We start from the raw sequence: 17321 nt of genomic DNA, 5'->3' as shown, positions 1-17321 counted from the left end.
CCATGATCGTCCGTCTGACGCAGCGGATCGCGATCCTCCTGGCCAGCCTTGCCGTGAGCTCCGTGCTGGTGTTCGCGTTCATGGCGGTTCTGCCGGGGGACCCGGCCCGCGTCGCACTGGGCACCAGCGCCTCGGACACCGCGGTGGCGCAACTGCGCGAGCAGTTCGGGCTCGACCGGCCGCTCGTGGAGCAGTACCTGAGCTGGATCCACGGACTGGTGACCTTCGACCCGGGCAACTCCTACATCTCACACGCGCCGATCGGCCCGCAGATCTCCGACCGCCTCCAGGTCACCCTGTGGCTCGTCGGCACCGGGATGGTGATCGCCTGCATCGTGGCGATCCCCATGGGCATGGTCATGGCCGTGCGGCACCGCAGGCCGTCCGGGCTCATCCTCTCGGCCCTGTCCCAGATCGGCGTGGCCGTCCCGGCCTTCCTCGCGGGCATCCTCCTGATCACCGTGTTCGCGGTGGGGCTCGGGTGGCTGCCGGCGAACGGCTGGACACCTCCGGTGGAGGATCCGGTCCTGTTCCTCAAACAGCTGGTGCTGCCCGCGCTGTCCCTCGGCGTGGTGCAGGGGGCAGTGCTCACCCGCTATGTCCGCAGCGCCGTGCTCGATGTCCTCAGGGAGGACTATCTGCGCACCGCTCGTGCCAAGGGACTCCGTCCGACGCAGGCGCTGCTGCGGCACGGCCTGCGGAACGCGGCGGTGCCGGTGGTCACCGTCCTGGCGCTGCAACTCGCCACGCTGCTGGTGGGTGCCGTCGTCATCGAACGGGTCTTCGTCATCCCCGGGCTCGGGAGTCTGCTGCTGGACAGCGTCTCCAACCGCGACCTCATCCTGGTGCAGGACGTGGTCATGATCATCGCAACGGCGGTGCTGCTCGTGAACTTCCTGGTGGACATCATCTATCTGCTGATCGACCCGCGGCTGAGGGTGGGTGCGTCATGAGTGCTCCGAACACCGAAGCCGCGGTCGTGTCCGTGGCGCCCGAGGGCCGTCGGCGGCGCCGCCCGGTGCCGGGCAGCCTCCTGGTGGGCGCTCTCATCGTCGTGGCCGTACTCGGCATGGCGCTGCTGTCCTTCGTGTGGACCCCGCACGATCCGACCCTGGTGAACCCCGCGGCGCGGCTGGAGACGCCGTCGTCGGAATACTGGTTCGGCACGGACAAATTCGGCCGCGACGTGTTCAGCCAGATCATGATGGGCTCGCGCACCACACTCTTCGTCGGCTTCGTGGCGGTGGGAGTCGCCGCCCTGGTCGGAGTGCCCCTCGGCATCGTCGCCGGAATGGCGCCCGGCTGGTTCGGCGAGCTGCTCATGCGCGGCAACGATCTGATTCTCGCCTTCCCGGCGCTCCTGCTGACCATCATGTTCTCCGCCGTGTACGGCGCCGGCACGCTGGTAGCGATGGTCGCCATCGGCATCGCGTCCATCCCCCATTTCGCCAGGCTGATCCGCGGCGGCACGCTGCAGGTCATGCGGACCGAATACGTCGTCGCCGCGCGCGCGGCGGGCCGCGGGCCGTTCGCGATCGCCGTGCGGCATGTCCTGCCCAACGTCAGCGGTCTGGTCATCGTGCAGGCGTCGGTGGGCTTCGCCATCGCCGTACTCGCCGAAGCCGCGCTGTCCTTCCTGGGCTTCGGAACCCCGCCCCCCACACCGTCCTGGGGCCGGATGCTGCAGGAGAGCCAGGAGATGCTGTCGATCGCCCCCCGGCTCGCCGTGTTCCCGGGCATCGCGATCGCGGTGGCGGTACTCGGATTCAATCTGCTCGGTGACGGCTTGCGCGACCGCTTCGACCCCAAGATGGAGGATCGCCGATGACCCCGGCACCTGACACGGCACCGGCCTCCGCAGCGGGCTCCGCCGGCTCTCCCGACTCTCCCGGCTCTCCCGACGATGTGCTGACCGTGCGGAATCTGGACGTCGTGGTGGGCGGCCGCAAGCTCGTCGAAGACGTCGACTTCACCATCCGGGCGGGCGAACGGGTCGGCCTGATCGGCGAGTCGGGGTCGGGCAAGTCGCTGACCGCGCTGAGCGTGATGGGCCTGCTTCCCGAGGAGCTCCGGGCCACGGGTTCGGTGCGGCTCGCCGGAGTCGGCCACGACCTGGTGGGGGCCGACGAGGCGCGGATGTCCCGGGTGCGGGGCAAGGAGATCGCCATGGTCTTCCAGGAGCCCATGACCGCTCTGAACCCCACGATGAAGATCGGGCGGCAGATCGCCGAGGTACTGCTGATCCACCGGACCAGGCCCGACCGGGCGTCCGCTCGCGCCGCCGCCGTCGAACTCCTCGACCAGGTGGGACTTCCCGATCCCGCGGTCGCCGCCGAAGCCTACCCGCACCAGTTCTCCGGAGGCCAGCGACAGCGCGTGGTGCTGGCCATCGCCCTCGCGAACGATCCCGCACTCCTGGTCTGCGACGAACCCACCACCGCACTCGATGTCACGGTGCAGGCGCGGGTGCTCGACCTGATCGTGCGGGGCGTAAAGGACCGCAGGTCGGCCATGCTCTTCATCACCCACGACCTGGCCGTGGTGGCCACCGCCTGCGAGCGGGTCATGGTCATGTACGGCGGGCGGGTGGTCGAGTCCGGCCCGGTCCGGGAGGTGTTCACCCGCCCCCGGCACCGCTACACCCAGGGCCTGATCGGCGCCTCCGACCTGACCGTGGTCGACGACCGCGGCCGGCTGGTCACCATCGGCGGGTCGGTTCCGCCCGCGGGACAGTTCCCCGCCGGATGCGTCTTCAGGAACAGATGCGCCCAGGCGACCGAGGTGTGCGCCACCCGGCCGGAATGGGTCGCGACCGGGCCGGACTCCGGCTACGCCTGCTTCCACCCGGTGTCCGAGAGCGGCACCCCCGGAACCGGCACCCCCACCAACCAGGAGGCCGGCCATGGCTGAGCAGCCGACCAGCGACCCCCAAGCCCCCGGGCGGCGGACCGGCCCGGCGGATGCCATCAGCGTCCGCGACGTCACCCGCGACTACCGGCGGCCTCGTACCTCGCTGCGCCACCCCAGCCCGCCGGTGCACGCGCTGCGCGGCGTCAGCTTCGCCGTCCCCGCGGGGCAACGGTTCGGCATCGTGGGCGAGTCGGGGTGCGGCAAGTCGACCCTGCTGCGGATTCTGGCCGGGCTCGACCGCCCCACCAGCGGCAGCGTCGCGATCGACGGCCGGGACATCACCGGGCTCCGGGAGAGACAGCTCCGGTTCGTCCGCGAGCGGCTCCAACTCGTGTTCCAGGACCCGATGAGTTCACTGGACCCGCGCATGCGGGTCGGCGACATCGTGGCCGAGCCACTCGTCGCGCAGGGGCACGGGAACCGGCGGGAGCGGGTGGCCGAATTGCTCGAGGCCGTCGGCCTGCGCGCCGACGCGGCGGACCGGTATCCGCACCAGTTCTCCGGCGGCCAGCGGCAGCGCATCTCGATCGCACGCGCTCTGGCCCCCCACCCGAAGATCATCGTGGCCGATGAGCCGGTGAGCGCCCTGGACGTGTCCGTACGGGCCCAGGTGCTCAACCTCATCGCCGACCTCGTCGACGAGTTGAACCTCACGCTGGTCTTCGTCTCCCACGACCTGTCCGTGGTCCGCCATGTGTGCGACCGGGTCGCGGTCATGCACAACGGGCAGATCGTGGAGACCGGGGTCACGGAGCAGGTGTACGAGGATCCGCAACATTCCTACACACGCGCGCTGATCTCCGCCGTTCCGACTCTGGGCAAGGCACTGTCCGGGGTGTCGGCGGCCGACCTCAACCGGGAGTACCAACCGTGACGACCCATGCCGAACCCCTCGGCGAAAGCCCCGTGGCGAAGGAGTTTCCCGAGGGTCTTCCCGTCGGCGACACCTGGGTGGAGGCACCCGCCACCGAGGACGTCCGTTTCCCCTACGACGGGACGCTCGTCGCAGGGGCGCCGATCGGGGACACCGCCCTCGCTCGCCACGCGGTCGACGCGGCCCTCGCGGTCCGCGAGCGCGTCGGCCGGCTCCCCTCGCACGTACGCAGGGGCGCGCTCCTCGCGACGCACCAGGCGCTCGCCTCCCGGCGCGCGGACTTCGAGCGTCTCCTCGTCCTGGAGACCGGCAAGCCGCTGGTCGACTGCCGGGTGGAGGTGGACCGCACCCTGCTGACCCTGCTCACGGCGGCCGAGGAAGTGGCCCGGCTGCACGGGGAGACGGTGCCGCTGGACCTGCTGCCGTCGGGGGAGGGGCTGCTCGGCTTCTGGACCCGCAAGCCGATTGGCGTGGTGGTGGGCATCGCGGGCTTCAACTATCCGCTGCTGCTCGCCGCGCACAAGATCGCCCCTTCGCTGGCCGCCGGCTGCCCGATCATCGTCAAGCCCGCCCCGCAGACCCCGCTGGCCACCCTGTGGCTGGTGCACCTCCTCCGTGAGGCCCTGCGCGCCGGCGGCGCGCCCCAGGCCGCGGTGCAGCTGGTGACCGGGGGCCCCGAGGTGGGCATCGCGCTGACCACCGACCGCCGGATCGGAGCGGTGTCCTTCACCGGTTCCGCCGCCGTCGGCCACCAGATCGCCCGGGACGCGGCACCCACCAAGGTGCTGCTCGAACTCGGCTCCAACGCCGCCCTGGTGGTGGCCGCCGACGCCGACCTCGACGCCGCCGCCGATGCGGTGGTGCGCGGCGGGTACTACGCGTCGGGTCAGGCGTGCATCAGCGTGCAGCGGGTCATCGTGGTGGACTCCGTGCGGAAGGAGTTCGTGGCCCGCCTGACGGAGCGAGTGGCCCAGGTGGCCGTGGGCGACCCCCGCGATCCGCAGACGCGCGTCTCGGCACTCATCGACAAGCGGTCGACCGAGCGGGTGCGCGCATGGCTGGCCGAGGCGGTGGAGGCGGGGGCGTCGCTGGTGGCCGGAGGCTCGGTCACCGATGGCGTGATCGAGCCCGCCCTGCTGCTCGATGTGGACCGCGCCCTCGCCGTCTGGGACGAGGAAGTGTTCGGCCCCGTGGTCGCCGTACGGTCCGTCCCCGATCTGGAGACCGCCTTCGACCTGGTCAACGACTCGCGCTACGGACTGCACGCGAGCGTCTACACCAGTGCCCTGGACACCGCGTTCGCCGCTCTGGACCGCCTGGAGGTGGGCGGAGTGGTCGTCAACGAGGTTCCCGGGTTCCGTTCCGATGTCATGCCGTACGGCGGTGTGAAGGACTCCGGGGCCGGACGGGAGGGCCCGAGGTTCGCCATCGAAGAGCTCACCGTGACCCGTATGGCAGTGATCCGCCCGACGATGAAGAAGCCGTGAGGACCATGCGAGAGAACGACCGCGCCGATGCGGTGAACAGCTACTCCCGTCTGTTCCGGCTCGACGGCCGCAAGGCCGTCGTGGTGGGCGCCGGCAGCGGTATCGGCCGCGAGAGCGCCCTGGCGCTCGCCGCGCACGGCGCCACTGTGGTGTGCGCCGACCGTGACCTGAAGGCCGCCGAGGAGACGGCGTCGATGGGCGAGGAGATGTCGGCGTACGCCCTCGACGTGCTCGACGGCGAGGCGGTCGCGCATGCCGCCGAGGAGCTCGGCGCGGTCGACGTCCTCGTCTTCACCGCCGCGACGAACGTGCGCAAGCATCTGCTCGACTACACCGCGGACGAGTTCGACCGGGTCGTGGGGCTCAATCTGCGCGCCTCCTTCGACCTGGTGCGGGCCTTCGGCCGCGGCATGGCCGCACGCGGCCGCGGGAGCATCATCGGCTTCAGCTCGATCCGTTCGGTGGCCGTCGAGCCGGGCCAGGGCGTGTACGCGGCCACGAAGGCCGGCCTCGTCCAGTTGCTGCGCACCGCGGCGGCCGAGCTGGGCCCGTCGGGCGTGCGGGTCAACGCCGTCGCTCCGGGCGTCGTCGACACACCGCTGACCGCGCAGATCCGGTCCGTGCCGGAATGGTCGGCGGCCTACGCGTCCAAGAGTGCCCTGGGCCGCTGGTCCCGGCCCGACGAACTGGCGGGCGCCGTGGTCTATTTGGCGTCGGAGGCGTCGTCCTTCGTGACGGGCAGCCAGCTCTTCGTGGACGGAGGCTGGACGGCGATCGACGGACGTTATACGCCGCCCAGCTGACCGGGCAAAGTTACGAGGGTCCGCCACCGTTCCCTCCGGTGGCGGGCCCTCGCGCGTGAGCGCGTCAGTCGACGCGCTCGAAGGGCCCCGTGCCCTCTTCGCCCGGCGCGACGTCGAAGACGACCCTCTCGAGCTTGCCGGTGAACGCGAACTCACCGTCGTAGCTGGGCGAGGAGGGCGACAGGGTGTGCCGGCCGACGTCGAGGCCCTGCCATCCGAAGAAGTGCGGCAGGACGTGCGGCATGTCCGTCTCACGGATAGAAGCTGTCCGTCTCGGCTTCCAGGAATCCGTAGTAGCGCTCGAACCCACGGGAGAGCGGCCACTGGGTGTACGGCCCGGACGCGGTGGTCTGCTCCATGGGCGCCAGGTGCCACTTGCTCACGGCCATGGTGTTGAAGCCGTTGTCGCGCAACACCTCGGGAAGCATCGCGGAGGTCTTGGTAACCCGCCCGCGGCCGCTGTTGAAGCCGGTGTCGAAGTTGGACAGCATCCGCATGCCCACCGAGTGGTGGTTCCGGCCGGTCAGCAGGGAGGTTCGGGTCGGCGAACACAGCGTGGTGGTGCCATCCTCGTAGGTCGGGCCGATCTGGCCGTGGAAAGTGCCGTTCGCGGACGGCGGATGCGGAGAGGCGTTGGTCATCCAGGACGCTCCTTCGCATGGACAGGATGCACTGTGCCGGCGGTCCGTCAGCGTGGCGGGGGCAGGTCCGCCGCGCAGCGGAACCCCATGTGCCCGGTGCTGCTGTCGGGTGTGTTGGAGGTGCGCGCGGCGACGCGGTAGCGGTTGCAGTACGACGCGTGGCACAGGTAGGACCCGCCGCGGATCACCTTCGCCTCACCGGTGGGAGGCCCGGCCGGGTCCTGGCGGGTCTCCGGGCGGTCGGCCGCGTGCCAGGTGGTGCTCCACCAGTCGGAGCACCATTCCCACACATTGCCCGAGGTGTTGTACACGCCGAGGTTGTTGGGCCGGTAGGACTTGACCGGCGCGGTTCCCAGATGCCCGTCCTCACCTGTGTTGACCTGTGGGAACTTCCCCTGCCAGATATTGCAGCGGTGCTGCCCCCGGGGCAGCAGCTCATCCCCCCACGGGTAGCGGGCGCGCTCCAGACCGCCACGCGCCGCCATCTCCCACTCCGCCTCCGTGGGCAGGCGCTTGCCCGCCCATGCCGCGTAGGCGGACGCGTCACGCCAGGAGACATGGACGACAGGGTGGTTCGACAGATCGGTCCAGGACGACCCCGGCCCGTAGGGCGCCCGCCAGCACGCCCCGTCCACCGCGAGCCACCAGGGTGCCTGCGCCACCGTGCCGTCGCGCACCAGGTGCCGGGCGTCGGGGTGGACGAGTGCGTAGAACACGAAGGACCAGCCGTAGCGCTCGGCATCGGTCCGGTAGCCGCTGCTGCGCACGAACGTCGCGAACTGCCTGTTGGTGACAGCGGTCGCGTCGATGAGGAACGGCGACAGCCGTACCGCCCGGACCGGGCCTTCACCGTCCTCGGGAAACGCGTCGGCGTCATCGCCTCCCATCAGATACGTCCCGGCGGGGATGCGCAGCATGGCGCGCAGCCCCTGCGCCCGGTCCCGATCCGAGACCTGAAGCCGCACGGCGGACGGCTCGGGGATCTCCCGGTCGCCCCCTGATGTGGGGGCGCAACAGGCTCCTGACATCGCTCCTCCAACCGCGGCCGCCGTTGCTCGCCCGTCTCAAGGTCTCCTGAGGTCACTGGTCTGGCCAGCATCATATTCTGGCTAGTTGAAGAGTGTGTTTCGGTCCGAATACCGCTGTCAAGGGAGTCATCGAGCCGCGGGGACGGCACGTGGCGATACCTTCGGCTACCCGTAGCGAACGAACCCGCCGGAAAGGTGGATCGTGTCAGAAGAGCCGTACTTCCGACCGGTGCGTCCGACCCGTGCCTACGAGGCGGTCGTCGAGCAGGTGGAAGAGACGCTCGCGCGCGGCGCCCTGCGACCCGGCGACCGGCTGCCGAGCGAACGGGACCTGATGAGCCAGTTCTCGGTGAGCCGTTCCACCGTGCGCCAGGCGCTGCGGGTGCTGGAGAGCGCGGGCCTGATCCGCTCACGACCGGGCGATCCGCGCGGCGCCGAAGTGCTGCCGTACTCCACGAAGAACCTGCGCAAGCCCCTTGAACGGCTCGCCGGAAGGGACGGTATTTTCGCTCAGCGAACTGATCCAGTTCCGCATGATCCTGGAGGGCTCGGCCAACCGGCTCGCGGCCCGGCTGCGCACCGACGAGCAGGTGGCGGCCATCGAGGCCGCGCTGGAGCGGATGCGGGAGGCGATCGACGAGGGATACGCGGCCTTCGGCGCCGCGGATGTCACCTTCCACGACGTGGTGGCGCAGGCCGGCGGGAACAGTCTGATCCAGGTCTGTGGTGAGGTGGTGCGCGGCGCGGTCCTCGCGCTCATCGAGGACAAGCTGCAGCGGGCACCCGACAGCGTCGCGCTGATGCGCCAGTCCGTCGCCCACCACGCCGAGGTTGTCGAGGCGGTGCGCCACGCGGACCTCATCCGGGCCGACCGGCTCGCGTGCTGCGACCTCTATGAGTACTACGCCTCGTATGTGACCGAGGAGAGCAAACCCATGCTTCAGGCACTCCTCGAGGAGTAGCGCACCGCCTGTGCGCGGTCTGCTCCGCGCTCATCCAAGGGCGGCTGTCCGGGGGATGTGGTCGGTTTCGCGTTGGGCGGCGTACCAGCCCAGTGCGCGCACCATGGCCTTGTGCGGGGTCGGCGGGAGCAGGGGGGCGAGGGCGTCCCAGGTCGTGTCGACGAGTTCGCGGGCCTCGGCCGTGCACGCGTCCACGGCTCCGCAGCGCATCAGCAGGTCCGACGCCTGGAGCGCACCGGTGCCGGAGCGTTGCCGGAGGGCGTCGCGCAGGCGCTGGCGGTCGGTGGTGTCGAGGAGGCGGGTGGCGTGGGCCACGGGGTAGGTGACCTCGCCGTTGCGCAGGTCTTCGGCGGGGGAGCGGGTGGTGATGCCCTGCTGGTGTTCGTCGGGGGTGCACTGCCCGTACAGGTCGAAGACGTCGTCGGTGATCTGGTAGGCGATTCCGACGGCCTCGAAGTACGCGCAGATCGCGTCGAGTTGGGTCTCGTCGGCGCCGCCGAGGATCGCGGAGACCTCGGCGGTGCTGCGGACGAGCATGCCCGTCTTGAGCCGGTGGGCGGTGCGGATCTGGTCGAGGAGGGGGCGGGCGTCACCGGTGGCCACGGCTTGGTCGAACGCGGTGTGGTGCCCGGCGAGGTCGAGGGCCTGACCGGCGTGGGCGGCGCGCAGGTCCCGCAGATAGAGCCGGTAGATGCGCAGCATGGTGGCGGCGTCGGCCTGCGGGACGCGCTGGATGAGGGCGTCGAAGGTGTAGTAGCCGAGGGTGCCGGCGGTGATCGCCGGAGCGGTGCCGAAGATCTCGTGGACGCTCGGACGGCCGCGCCGGGTGGGCGAGTTGTCCTGGATGTCATCGATGACCAGCGCCGAGACATGCAGCAGCTCGGTGACCGCGGTCAGCGGCCGGTAGCGCTCGGGGTCGGCGCCGAGAAGGCAGAGGACGGCCGCGGCCACGTAGGGGCGCCAGGAGCGTCCGGGGTTGTCCAGCAGGTGCAGAACGGGAGCGGCGACCGCCTGATGGAGGCGGATCCGGGCGGTGTCCAGGTCCGTTCCGCCGCTGGTGCCGGTGAGCAGTCCCAGCGCGGCCTGGTCGGTGGCATCGGTGGAATAGAGCACGGCGGCTTCCGCACGGGCGATGTCGTGGGTGCGGCGCATGTAGTGCTCGATATCGCCGATGGTGTTGGTCGGGAGGGTCTGCAGGAATGCCGTGCCGACCACGGGCGTGGTTCCCATGGCGCCGCGCACGGTGGCGGGGCTCTCCCAGAACGCGCGTCCGACGATCAGGGTACGGACCTCGCCCTCCGTCGCCGGAGCGATCACCTCGACATCCAGCCCGAGGCCGGGGACGCGCACCCGTACCGCGGTGGGGTAGGTGTTGAGGGTGGCCAGTGAGGTCCAGTGGCGCACGGGCTGCCAGTCCACGTCGTGGTAGCTGACACCGCCGTCCGGGGCAACCACCGTGGCCCGGGTGAATGCCGGCGTGGTGGCACCCGTGGCGGGATCGGTGTTGCGCGCGTGAATGCAGCCGATCTCCCAGCCGCTGCCGAGCTGGATACCGGCCCACTCCCAGGTGTGGTCCGGCGTTCCCGGGATCCGCTCGACGTCGTAGTAGGTGCTGCCCCAATCCTGCTCGAACCAGGCGTACCCCTCCACCCGCTGTGGGGTGCCTTCCGCACGACGCAGGGTTCCATGGACGTGCAACCGGGGCACGAAGTACGACGTCATCGCGTCCGCGTCGGTCGGAAGCCGCCCCGGATAGCGCCCCTGGGCGTCGAACTGCGGGACCGCCCCCTTGACGGGGGTGAGGAGAAGCTCGAAGCGCTCCCTGTCCTGGAAGGCCAGGCGGAACCCGCCGTCCTCCTCACGGCGCAGCGCGGCCACGTCCCCGAACGACATGTCCAGCGTGTCGGCCGACTCCACCAGCGGCTCGGCCAGCAGCCGGTCGGGCAGCAGCGGGCCCTCGGCGAGGGCCTCCGCCAGCGCCTCGCGGACCCGGGGATCCTGCGCGGTGTCGCCGCGGAGCGCCTCGCGGACCGCGCGGTGCATGGTGGGCGTGAGCCAGGCGCCGGATGACGGTGGCTCGACGCGGGCGCCAGCCGCAGATGAGGTGGTCGCATGATCGCCCGGACAGCTCCTGGCGGCGGGCTCGCGGGGTGACGGAGGCCCGAGGAGCTGGGCTCAGGCCGTGGAGATGGCGGCGTTCATCTCCCACATCAGCACCTCGGCACCGTCGGGGCCGCCAGTGACGCGCTGGCCCTCCGCGCCGGTGACGCGGACCGCGTCGCCGGTGGCCAGTGCCCCCGCGCCCTCCAGCTCGGCGCTGCCGCGCGCGACGAAGAGGTGGACGAAGGGAGCGGTGACGATCTCCAGGGTCTCGGCGGGGCGGATGCGGGCGACGTGCAGGGCGGCATGCTTCTGCCGGATGCCGATCGCCCGCTGGTTGCTGTGCCCGGGCATGCCGGAGGCGAGAGTGGCCCAGCCGCCCAGAGCGAGCTCGTCGTTGATGTCGAGCTGCTCGTAGCCGGGCCGGATACCGGACTCGTCGGGGATGGTCCACATCTGGATGAAGTGGACGGGGTCGTCGTGCTGGGGCTGGCCGGTAAGGGTCCAGGAGTCGTTCTTCTCGCTGTGGAGGATGCCGGTGCCGGCGCTCATCCGCTGGGCGAGGCCGGGGTAGATCACCCCGTTGTGGCCCTCGGAGTCCTGGTGGACGAGGCCGCCGTCGAGCACCCACGTGATGATCTCCATGTCCCGGTGGGGGTGGGTCTCGAAGCCGGTGCCGGGGGCGACGACGTCGTCGTTGGAGACCAGCAGGAGCCCGAAATGGGTGTTCTTGGGGTCCCAGTGGCGCGAGAAGGAGAAGGAGTGGTGGGAGTCGAGCCAGCCGGCGCGGGTGTGGAAACGTTCGTTGGCGCGCCGGATGTCGAGCAGGGAGGCCACGGTGGTGTCCTTTCTGTCCGTGCGGCCGGGGTGTCGGCCCGGGGACGTAGTTGAACGTTATACAACATCGCGAGCCGGATCATTTCCGTCGCCGCCGGGGTGCTGATCGCCCTCCATATGGTTTACGGTTCAACTAGTGCCCCAGTCGGCGGGCACGGACCAACAAGGATGAAATCCGCCATGGGTATCTTCAGCCGCAATCGCACGAACGACTCCAACGGAACGGAGACCGCAACCGTGAGCGCCCCGATCAAGGTAGCCGTCGTCTACTACTCCTCCACTGGCACGATCGCCGAGATCGGCAAGCAGATAGCCCGGCAAGCGGAGAAGGCCGGTGCCGAGGTCCGCCTGCTCAAGGCGGCCGAACTGGCCCCGCAGTCCGCGATCGACTCCAACCCCGCCTGGGCCGCCAACGCCGCCGCCACCGCCGACATCCCCGACGCCACGCCGGACGACATCGAATGGGCCGACGCCGTGGTCTTCGGTTCCCCCACCCGCTTCGGCAACGTCGCCTCGCAGCTGAAGCAGTTCATCGACACGCTCGGCGGCCTGTGGGGCGAGGGCAAGCTCGCCGACAAGGTCTACAGCGGCTTCACCTCCTCCGCCACCACCCATGGCGGCCAGGAGTCCACGCTACTCGCCCTGTACAACTCCTTCCATCACTTCGGCGGCATCATCGTCGCCCCCGGCTACACCGACCCCGCCAAGTTCGCCGACGGCAACCCGTACGGCACCTCCCACGTCGACGGCCAGGGCGGCAACCCCGTCGACCAGACCACCCGTGAGGCCGCCCGGGTCCAGGCCGAGCGCATCGTGCGCCTCACCACCGCCCTCAAGGCCGGCCTCGCCACCGCCTGAGCCCGCCACTGGCGAACGCACCCTGGGCCGGTCGGCCGTACCACGTCGGATGGCCGACCGGCCCGGGCGTGCGCGGGTCCAGGTTCTTGAGGTGCGGGACCGGATCGTGGTGGATGGGTTCGAGCAGCCCCTGCGCCGCGAGCACCTGCGCGTGCTGGCCCGATGCGAACGGCACGTCGATGCCGCTGTCGGCGGAGGCGGTCGGTTTGGCGACGATCTCCTTGCTGGTGCTGGCTAGCGCTATTGTCTAGAAGTGGAATTTTCGTTGATGATGTGAGCGCGGGACGCTGGCCATGCCTCAGGGCAACGGCGTGCGAGGGATCCGGGAGACCTGGATCAACCTTCGAGAAAACGGACTTCACCCCATGACCACCACCCCCTCCACCGCTACCGGGACGCTCGCCGACCCCGACACCCCCTTCGCGGTCGTCGACGTACACAAGGCGCTGCGCAACATCGACCGCCTCGCGGCCAAGGCTGACCACTTGGGCGTCGCTTTGCGGCCGCACGTCAAGACGGCCAAGAGCCTTGACGTCGCCGCCCTCATGCACGGCGGCGCGCCGCACCCCGTCACCGTCTCCACGCTCGCCGAAGCCGAGGCGTTCGCCGACGGTGGCTACACCGACATCACCTACGCCGTCGGCATCGCCCGCCACAAACTCCCCCGTGTGATTGCCCTGTTGCGCCGTGGTGCCACCCTCCGCGTCCTGCTGGACAGCACCGAGCAGGCCGACTTCGTCGCGGAAGCCTCCCGTCGGGAGGGCATCAGCATTCCCACGCAGATCGAGATCGACTGCGACGGCCACCGCGGCGGCCTCAAGGCCGACACCCCCACCCTCGTCGACATCGCTCGCACCCTGCACGCCGCCGGATGCCTGGACGGTGTGCTCACCCACGCGGGCGAGTCCTACTTCGCCTACTCCGCGGAGGAGCAGCGGCTGGCGGCGAAGAACGAACGCGACACCGCCGTCGCCGCCGCCGAGAATCTGCGCGCCGCCGGCCTGCCCGTGACCACCGTCAGCGTCGGCTCGACGCCCACCGCGCACGCCGCCGAAGACCTCACCGGTGTCACCGAACTGCGCGCCGGCAACTACGTCTTCTTCGACCTGGTCATGGCCGGTCTCGGAGTGTGTCAAGTCGACGACCTCGCGCTGTCGGTCGTCGTCACCGTCATCGGACATCGTCCCGAGTACGGCTGGATCGTCACCGACGGCGGCTGGATGGCGATGTCCCGCGACCGCGGCACGGCGGCTCAGCCGCAGGACCAGGGATACGGCCTGGTCACCGACCTGGCGGGGCATCTGATCCCCGGCCTGGTCATGAGCGCCGCGAGCCAGGAACACGGCACCATCACCGCCCGCGACGGCGCCACCCTGCCCGACCTGCCCGTCGGCACCCGTCTGCGCGTCCTGCCCAACCACGCCTGCGCCACAGCCGCACAACACCGCGGCTACCACGTCATCGACAGCGGCCGGACGGCGACGGACGCACCCGCCGTCCAAGCGGTCTGGCAGCGCATCAGCGGCTGGTGACCGCCCTGCCCGCCACGAAAACGCTGTCCCCACCGGGAGGGGATGGTCGGCGGCGACGATCGTGCAGACGCGACGGCGCGGCCTGACGGGGCCGATGCCGCGCGCGGGCGAGGGATCAGCGGCGGGCGAGGTCGGGGGAGCGGTGGCGGACGGGACTGACCGCCTCGAGTGCCGCGCCCAGCCGCACAGCGCCGCAAGGCCGCCATGACACGCGGCGCCCCGGTGTGCCGCCGCCGTCGTCGTCGTCGTACGGACAGCGTGCGGGGGGAGGGGCAGTGCGGCGAAGATCAGCACCGCCACGGCGTCCGACCGGGGTCCGAACGATCCGGCGACCACCCCCGCCACCGCCGTGCCGGCCGACGCGCCGATCGTTCGCCACACCCCCTTCACCAGCACAGCCGCGCGGCTTCGCGCACCGCTGCAGACGAGGAACGCCGTGAGTGCCACCCAGGCCCGGTGGTCCGGCCACAGCATCCGGCCCCCGGTGAACGCCGTGGCCAGCGCGGCCGCCATCTCGAGCGAGTGCGCCCGCCGAGCGATGACCTGAGCGGTACTTCCCGAGCCGAGCCGAGCCGAGCCGAGCCCGGCCGAGCCGCGCGTATCAGCTTCATGTGATGTGTCACGAGCCGGTATCCATCTCGCAGTGGGACGCCCACGGAGGGAACGGGCGGCAACGCGACTGGCTTAGAGTGCCGATCATGTCTCACTCAAAGATCATCGAGCCCATCGCGCAGCACCCGCAGTCCACCCGTATATCGTCCCGGCGAACGAAGAAGACCCTGATCGCGGCCATCGGTATCGGCATGGCCGTCGCTTTGAGTGGGTGCAATGACGACACCGGCGAGGCCACGGACAAGGACACCAGCGCCGCGGAGTCGAAGGCGCCCTCGGCGGGGTCTTCCCAGCCCTCTGCCCCGTCGAGCCCTGCGGGCGATCAGCCGTCGGTCGCGGGGTGGCAGACACAGACCGCGCAGAAGCACCACTTCCGCTATGACGTGCCGGCCAAGGCCAAGAAGTGGAGGGTCTTCGACGAGAACACGGCCCTCTCCTACACGGACGAGAACGGCCAGCCGATCGTCGTCATGACCTCGACCGCCAACTACCGTGAGGGCGGCTGCGCTTCGAGTCCCAATCCCAAGGCCATCGGTGAGGCGGGCAAGGGGCAGCTCGCCACCGTCGGCACCACAGGCGGCGGCAAGGACGGCACCCTCCAGGAAAACGCTCGTAACTGGGCGGGCAACTGGGGCTTCGCCGCGTACGGGGGTGCGGACCACAAGCCCAAGATCAAGGTCAGCGAGGCCAAGCCGTGGAAGCAGGGGGGTATCGACGGCTACACCGCGACCGCCCAGGTCACCGTCACCAACCGGCCGAGCTCATGCGTCCCGGCGAAGGCGATCGTGCGCAGCATCGCGCAGAAGCTCCCCGACGGCACCATGCACGGCTGGGTGATCTACGCGGACCAAGGGGTTCCGAACGCGCTGACGGCCGCCGAGATCGAGAAGGTCATGAGCACCGTGCGGTCCACGGGAAGCTGACACCAGTCGGTCGGTGAGGCGGCGGCGATCCGGGGGCAGGGCGGGAGCGAGCATCGCGGGGGTGCTCACGTTCCCTCTCGGCCCCCTCTCCCTCTCTCATGTCAAGTCCCGTTGTTCCAGCGGAAGTTCTGTAATCAAGATCGAATAGCTGCTTTAATTGGGGGAGCTGATCGTGAGTCCCGGCCCTCGGAAGGCAGCCATGGTGTCCCCCGTCCTCTACCAGTCCCGCTCCCGTTCCGATGACCCGTTCGAGGCTGCTGCCGACGCCGGCGTTCTCCGTGTCATGTCCGACTCCCGTACACCGGTGTTTCTCACCGTGCATGCACGTGGACGGCGCCGGTACGGCTACTGGCAGCCGTACGACCACATCGCCGACAGGGGAGGCTGCTACGTAGCTCTGCCCACCCCCGTATGCGACAGGCTGTACTCCCAGGGGCGGATCACCCTCGGTGATCCCCTCGTGGACCCGGGTAAGACCACATACCGTGTCTGGCCCGCCAATGACCCGGTCGCGCCGGTGCGCATCCCGGTGGCACCGTTGCCCGCGGTGGCGGCGGCACAGACGCTTGCTGCGTGAGGCTGCGCGTGCGCCGACCGCCCGCAACGGGTCGTCAGGCCTGCGCGGTGGGCCGGACGACGACCTCGCTGCTGTCGACGCCGGCGGGCTGCTCGATCGCGGACGCGATGGCGGACGGTGGGATGGCCATTTCGTCGCGCTGTCGGGTTGCCGCCGCCGCTGCCTCGGGACTCGCCCCCTGACACCCTTCGTTGGCGTGAGTACGCCGTCGTGGACGCGGGTGCCGAGCGGCTCAGCGGACTCGGCACCCTGACATGCTTGGACCTCGACGAATGTGAGCCGCAGTGATATCTCGGCCCGCTGGGCGGTATGTCTGACGGCCTACGCCGGTCTGCGCGTCGTTGACGCACTACGAGGTGGGGAAACCGTCTGGGTCTCGGCTGCCGCGGGGGCGGTGGGCAGCTTGGCCGTGCGGATCGCACGGCTCACGGGCAACCGGGTAGTGGCCAGCGCGGGCACCGACGAGAAGGTCGACTGGCTGCGCGACAACCTGGGGACAGCGGTTGAGGGCGAAGGTGCGGGAGCTGGACCAGCTCATGCCCCGGTAAGTGGCCCTGGGCCACTTGTGGCCAGGGTGTCGTACAGGCCGTCGCGGTGGCGGGGGCCGAGCGGCATCCGCTCCCGCCTGAAGCAGGCGGGAGCGGGGCGGCGTCGACCGCCTTTGGCTGAGACGGCCGTGAGGGACGGGCTCAGGCGGGCAGGCTCGTGTCGACGACGAAGCTGATCTCGATGACCTGGCCGGGGAAGGTCAGCTCGGTGACGCCGAGGACCGTGCTGGCTGGGCGGTGGTCGCCGAAGTACGCCAGGTTGCCCTCCGCTGTCGCCGTGGCGTGCTGCCGCAGGTTCACCACGTACAGGGCCTGCGAGACGACCTGGTTCCGGGTGACGCCGTAGTGGCCCAGGACCTTGTCCATGTTGACGTAGGTCTGCCCGAGCTGGGCGGCGAAGTCGTCCGCATAGCGGAACTCGCCCGCCTCGTCGAGCGAGAGCTGTCCGGAGACGTGGATGAGATGGCCGGACTTGATCGCCTGCGAGTAGCCGAAGTCGCTCTCGGCCGGCACGTTGTGGTTGAAGACATCGATCGTGGCCAATGGTGTTCGCCCCTTCTGTCTTGCTCTCTTGTGGTTACTGGGAAACTGTAGGAGAGTGATAGCTGACCTGGAAGAACGCACTTTTC

17 protein-coding genes and 2 pseudogenes are annotated in these 17321 nt (G+C 70.2%); 12 read left to right on the top strand and 7 right to left on the bottom strand.

Annotation, left to right across the window (positions count from 1 at the left end):
* Positions 1-2: 2 nt before the first annotated feature.
* The 6 genes from AS97_RS01810 (at position 3) to AS97_RS01785 (ending at position 6074) form a co-directional block, all read left to right on the top strand.
* The gene (locus AS97_RS01810; RefSeq protein WP_059143971.1) at positions 3-953 is read left to right on the top strand and encodes an ABC transporter permease; all 951 of its coding nucleotides are present in this window, start codon (positions 3-5) and stop codon (positions 951-953) included.
* A 116-nt stretch (positions 954-1069) separates the two neighbouring features.
* A complete protein-coding gene (locus AS97_RS01805) occupies positions 1070-1828 on the top strand; it encodes an ABC transporter permease (protein ID WP_236669770.1) in 759 nt (252 codons plus the stop codon).
* Entirely contained in the window at positions 1825-2910 is a 1086-nt protein-coding gene (locus AS97_RS01800; protein ID WP_210564213.1) for an ABC transporter ATP-binding protein, read from the top strand. Before AS97_RS01805 ends, AS97_RS01800 begins: the two co-directional genes overlap by 4 nt.
* A complete protein-coding gene (locus tag AS97_RS01795; protein WP_086707845.1) occupies positions 2903-3784 on the top strand; it encodes an ATP-binding cassette domain-containing protein in 882 nt (293 codons plus the stop codon). The genes AS97_RS01800 and AS97_RS01795 overlap by 8 nt, the downstream gene beginning before the upstream one ends.
* Positions 3781-5271 (top strand): aldehyde dehydrogenase family protein, encoded by a 1491-nt coding sequence (locus AS97_RS01790; RefSeq protein WP_185929843.1) that lies wholly within the window; start codon positions 3781-3783, stop codon positions 5269-5271. Before AS97_RS01795 ends, AS97_RS01790 begins: the two co-directional genes overlap by 4 nt.
* A gap of 5 nt (positions 5272-5276) precedes the next feature.
* Positions 5277-6074: an SDR family oxidoreductase gene (locus AS97_RS01785; protein WP_125757938.1), complete on the top strand. Its 798-nt coding sequence runs from the start codon at positions 5277-5279 to the stop codon at positions 6072-6074.
* A 64-nt stretch (positions 6075-6138) separates the two neighbouring features.
* On the opposite strand, the gene AS97_RS46725 is transcribed toward AS97_RS01785, so the two are convergent.
* Genes AS97_RS46725 through AS97_RS01775 form a run of 3 tightly spaced genes read right to left on the bottom strand, consistent with a single transcriptional unit; the run spans position 6139 to position 7743 of the window.
* On the bottom strand, positions 6139-6318 hold the full coding sequence (locus AS97_RS46725) for a hypothetical protein (RefSeq protein ID WP_125757940.1): 180 nt from the start codon (positions 6316-6318) through the stop codon (positions 6139-6141).
* Between the two features lie 7 nt (positions 6319-6325).
* Entirely contained in the window at positions 6326-6715 is a 390-nt protein-coding gene (locus AS97_RS46720; RefSeq protein ID WP_247204199.1) for a sulfatase-like hydrolase/transferase, read from the bottom strand.
* A gap of 47 nt (positions 6716-6762) precedes the next feature.
* Positions 6763-7743, bottom strand: a complete 981-nt coding sequence (locus AS97_RS01775; protein ID WP_210564212.1) for a formylglycine-generating enzyme family protein — start codon at positions 7741-7743, stop codon at positions 6763-6765.
* 202 nt (positions 7744-7945) lie between these two features.
* Between AS97_RS01775 and AS97_RS48865 the strand changes: the two are divergent.
* Together AS97_RS48865 and AS97_RS46710 are read left to right on the top strand one after the other, a co-directional pair.
* Positions 7946-8104 (top strand): annotated as a pseudogene (locus AS97_RS48865) (GntR family transcriptional regulator); the annotation flags it as partial.
* A gap of 172 nt (positions 8105-8276) precedes the next feature.
* Positions 8277-8705, top strand: a complete 429-nt coding sequence (locus tag AS97_RS46710; protein ID WP_247204198.1) for an FCD domain-containing protein — start codon at positions 8277-8279, stop codon at positions 8703-8705.
* A gap of 30 nt (positions 8706-8735) precedes the next feature.
* Here the strand turns inward: AS97_RS46710 and AS97_RS01765 are convergent, their stop codons facing one another.
* Positions 8736-10748 carry a polyprenyl synthetase family protein gene (locus tag AS97_RS01765; RefSeq protein WP_247204197.1) on the bottom strand — a complete coding sequence of 671 codons (2013 nt, stop codon included), beginning with the start codon at positions 10746-10748 and terminating at the stop codon, positions 8736-8738.
* A 132-nt stretch (positions 10749-10880) separates the two neighbouring features.
* Positions 10881-11642 (bottom strand): pirin-like bicupin family protein, encoded by a 762-nt coding sequence (locus AS97_RS01760; RefSeq protein ID WP_210564211.1) that lies wholly within the window; start codon positions 11640-11642, stop codon positions 10881-10883.
* Positions 11643-11879: 237 nt separating this feature from the next.
* Here AS97_RS01760 and wrbA point away from each other — a divergent pair, with 237 nt between their 5' ends.
* The 4 genes from wrbA to AS97_RS01740 all read left to right on the top strand — a co-directional run bounded on the left by wrbA (position 11880) and on the right by AS97_RS01740 (position 16144).
* The gene (gene wrbA, locus AS97_RS01755; protein ID WP_210567115.1) at positions 11880-12500 is read left to right on the top strand and encodes an NAD(P)H:quinone oxidoreductase; all 621 of its coding nucleotides are present in this window, start codon (positions 11880-11882) and stop codon (positions 12498-12500) included.
* A gap of 365 nt (positions 12501-12865) precedes the next feature.
* Positions 12866-14032: a DSD1 family PLP-dependent enzyme gene (locus tag AS97_RS01750; RefSeq protein ID WP_125757950.1), complete on the top strand. Its 1167-nt coding sequence runs from the start codon at positions 12866-12868 to the stop codon at positions 14030-14032.
* A 698-nt stretch (positions 14033-14730) separates the two neighbouring features.
* Complete coding sequence (locus AS97_RS01745; protein WP_247204196.1) at positions 14731-15567, top strand: hypothetical protein; 837 nt, start codon at positions 14731-14733, stop codon at positions 15565-15567.
* Positions 15568-15766: 199 nt separating this feature from the next.
* On the top strand, positions 15767-16144 hold the full coding sequence (locus AS97_RS01740) for a hypothetical protein (protein WP_059143981.1): 378 nt from the start codon (positions 15767-15769) through the stop codon (positions 16142-16144).
* A 34-nt stretch (positions 16145-16178) separates the two neighbouring features.
* Here the strand turns inward: AS97_RS01740 and AS97_RS01735 are convergent.
* Positions 16179-16325: pseudogene (locus tag AS97_RS01735) on the bottom strand (oxidoreductase); the annotation flags it as partial.
* A 508-nt stretch (positions 16326-16833) separates the two neighbouring features.
* Entirely contained in the window at positions 16834-17235 is a 402-nt protein-coding gene (locus tag AS97_RS01730; RefSeq protein ID WP_210564210.1) for a RidA family protein, read from the bottom strand.
* Positions 17236-17321: the final 86 nt, after the last annotated feature.

The sequence above is a fragment of the Streptomyces sp. AgN23 genome (assembly GCF_001598115.1).
Lineage (GTDB): Bacteria > Actinomycetota > Actinomycetes > Streptomycetales > Streptomycetaceae > Streptomyces > Streptomyces antimycoticus.
The sequence above is the reverse complement of the archived record's forward strand: the minus strand, read 5'-3'. Positions and strand labels throughout refer to the sequence as shown.

Coding starts and splice junctions, on each gene's coding strand:
- AS97_RS01810 (WP_059143971.1), top strand. CDS start 3: ATGATCGTCCGTCTGACGCAGCGGATCGCGATCCTCCTGGCCAGCCTT.
- AS97_RS01805 (WP_236669770.1), top strand. CDS start 1,070: ATGGCGCTGCTGTCCTTCGTGTGGACCCCGCACGATCCGACCCTGGTG.
- AS97_RS01800 (WP_210564213.1), top strand. CDS start 1,825: ATGACCCCGGCACCTGACACGGCACCGGCCTCCGCAGCGGGCTCCGCC.
- AS97_RS01795 (WP_086707845.1), top strand. CDS start 2,903: ATGGCTGAGCAGCCGACCAGCGACCCCCAAGCCCCCGGGCGGCGGACC.
- AS97_RS01785 (WP_125757938.1), top strand. CDS start 5,277: ATGCGAGAGAACGACCGCGCCGATGCGGTGAACAGCTACTCCCGTCTG.
- AS97_RS46725 (WP_125757940.1), bottom strand. CDS start 6,318: ATGCCGCACGTCCTGCCGCACTTCTTCGGATGGCAGGGCCTCGACGTC.
- AS97_RS46720 (WP_247204199.1), bottom strand. CDS start 6,715: ATGACCAACGCCTCTCCGCATCCGCCGTCCGCGAACGGCACTTTCCAC.
- AS97_RS01775 (WP_210564212.1), bottom strand. CDS start 7,743: ATGTCAGGAGCCTGTTGCGCCCCCACATCAGGGGGCGACCGGGAGATC.
- AS97_RS46710 (WP_247204198.1), top strand. CDS start 8,277: ATGATCCTGGAGGGCTCGGCCAACCGGCTCGCGGCCCGGCTGCGCACC.
- AS97_RS01765 (WP_247204197.1), bottom strand. CDS start 10,748: ATGCACCGCGCGGTCCGCGAGGCGCTCCGCGGCGACACCGCGCAGGAT.
- AS97_RS01750 (WP_125757950.1), top strand. CDS start 12,866: ATGACCACCACCCCCTCCACCGCTACCGGGACGCTCGCCGACCCCGAC.
- AS97_RS01745 (WP_247204196.1), top strand. CDS start 14,731: ATGTCTCACTCAAAGATCATCGAGCCCATCGCGCAGCACCCGCAGTCC.
- AS97_RS01740 (WP_059143981.1), top strand. CDS start 15,767: ATGGTGTCCCCCGTCCTCTACCAGTCCCGCTCCCGTTCCGATGACCCG.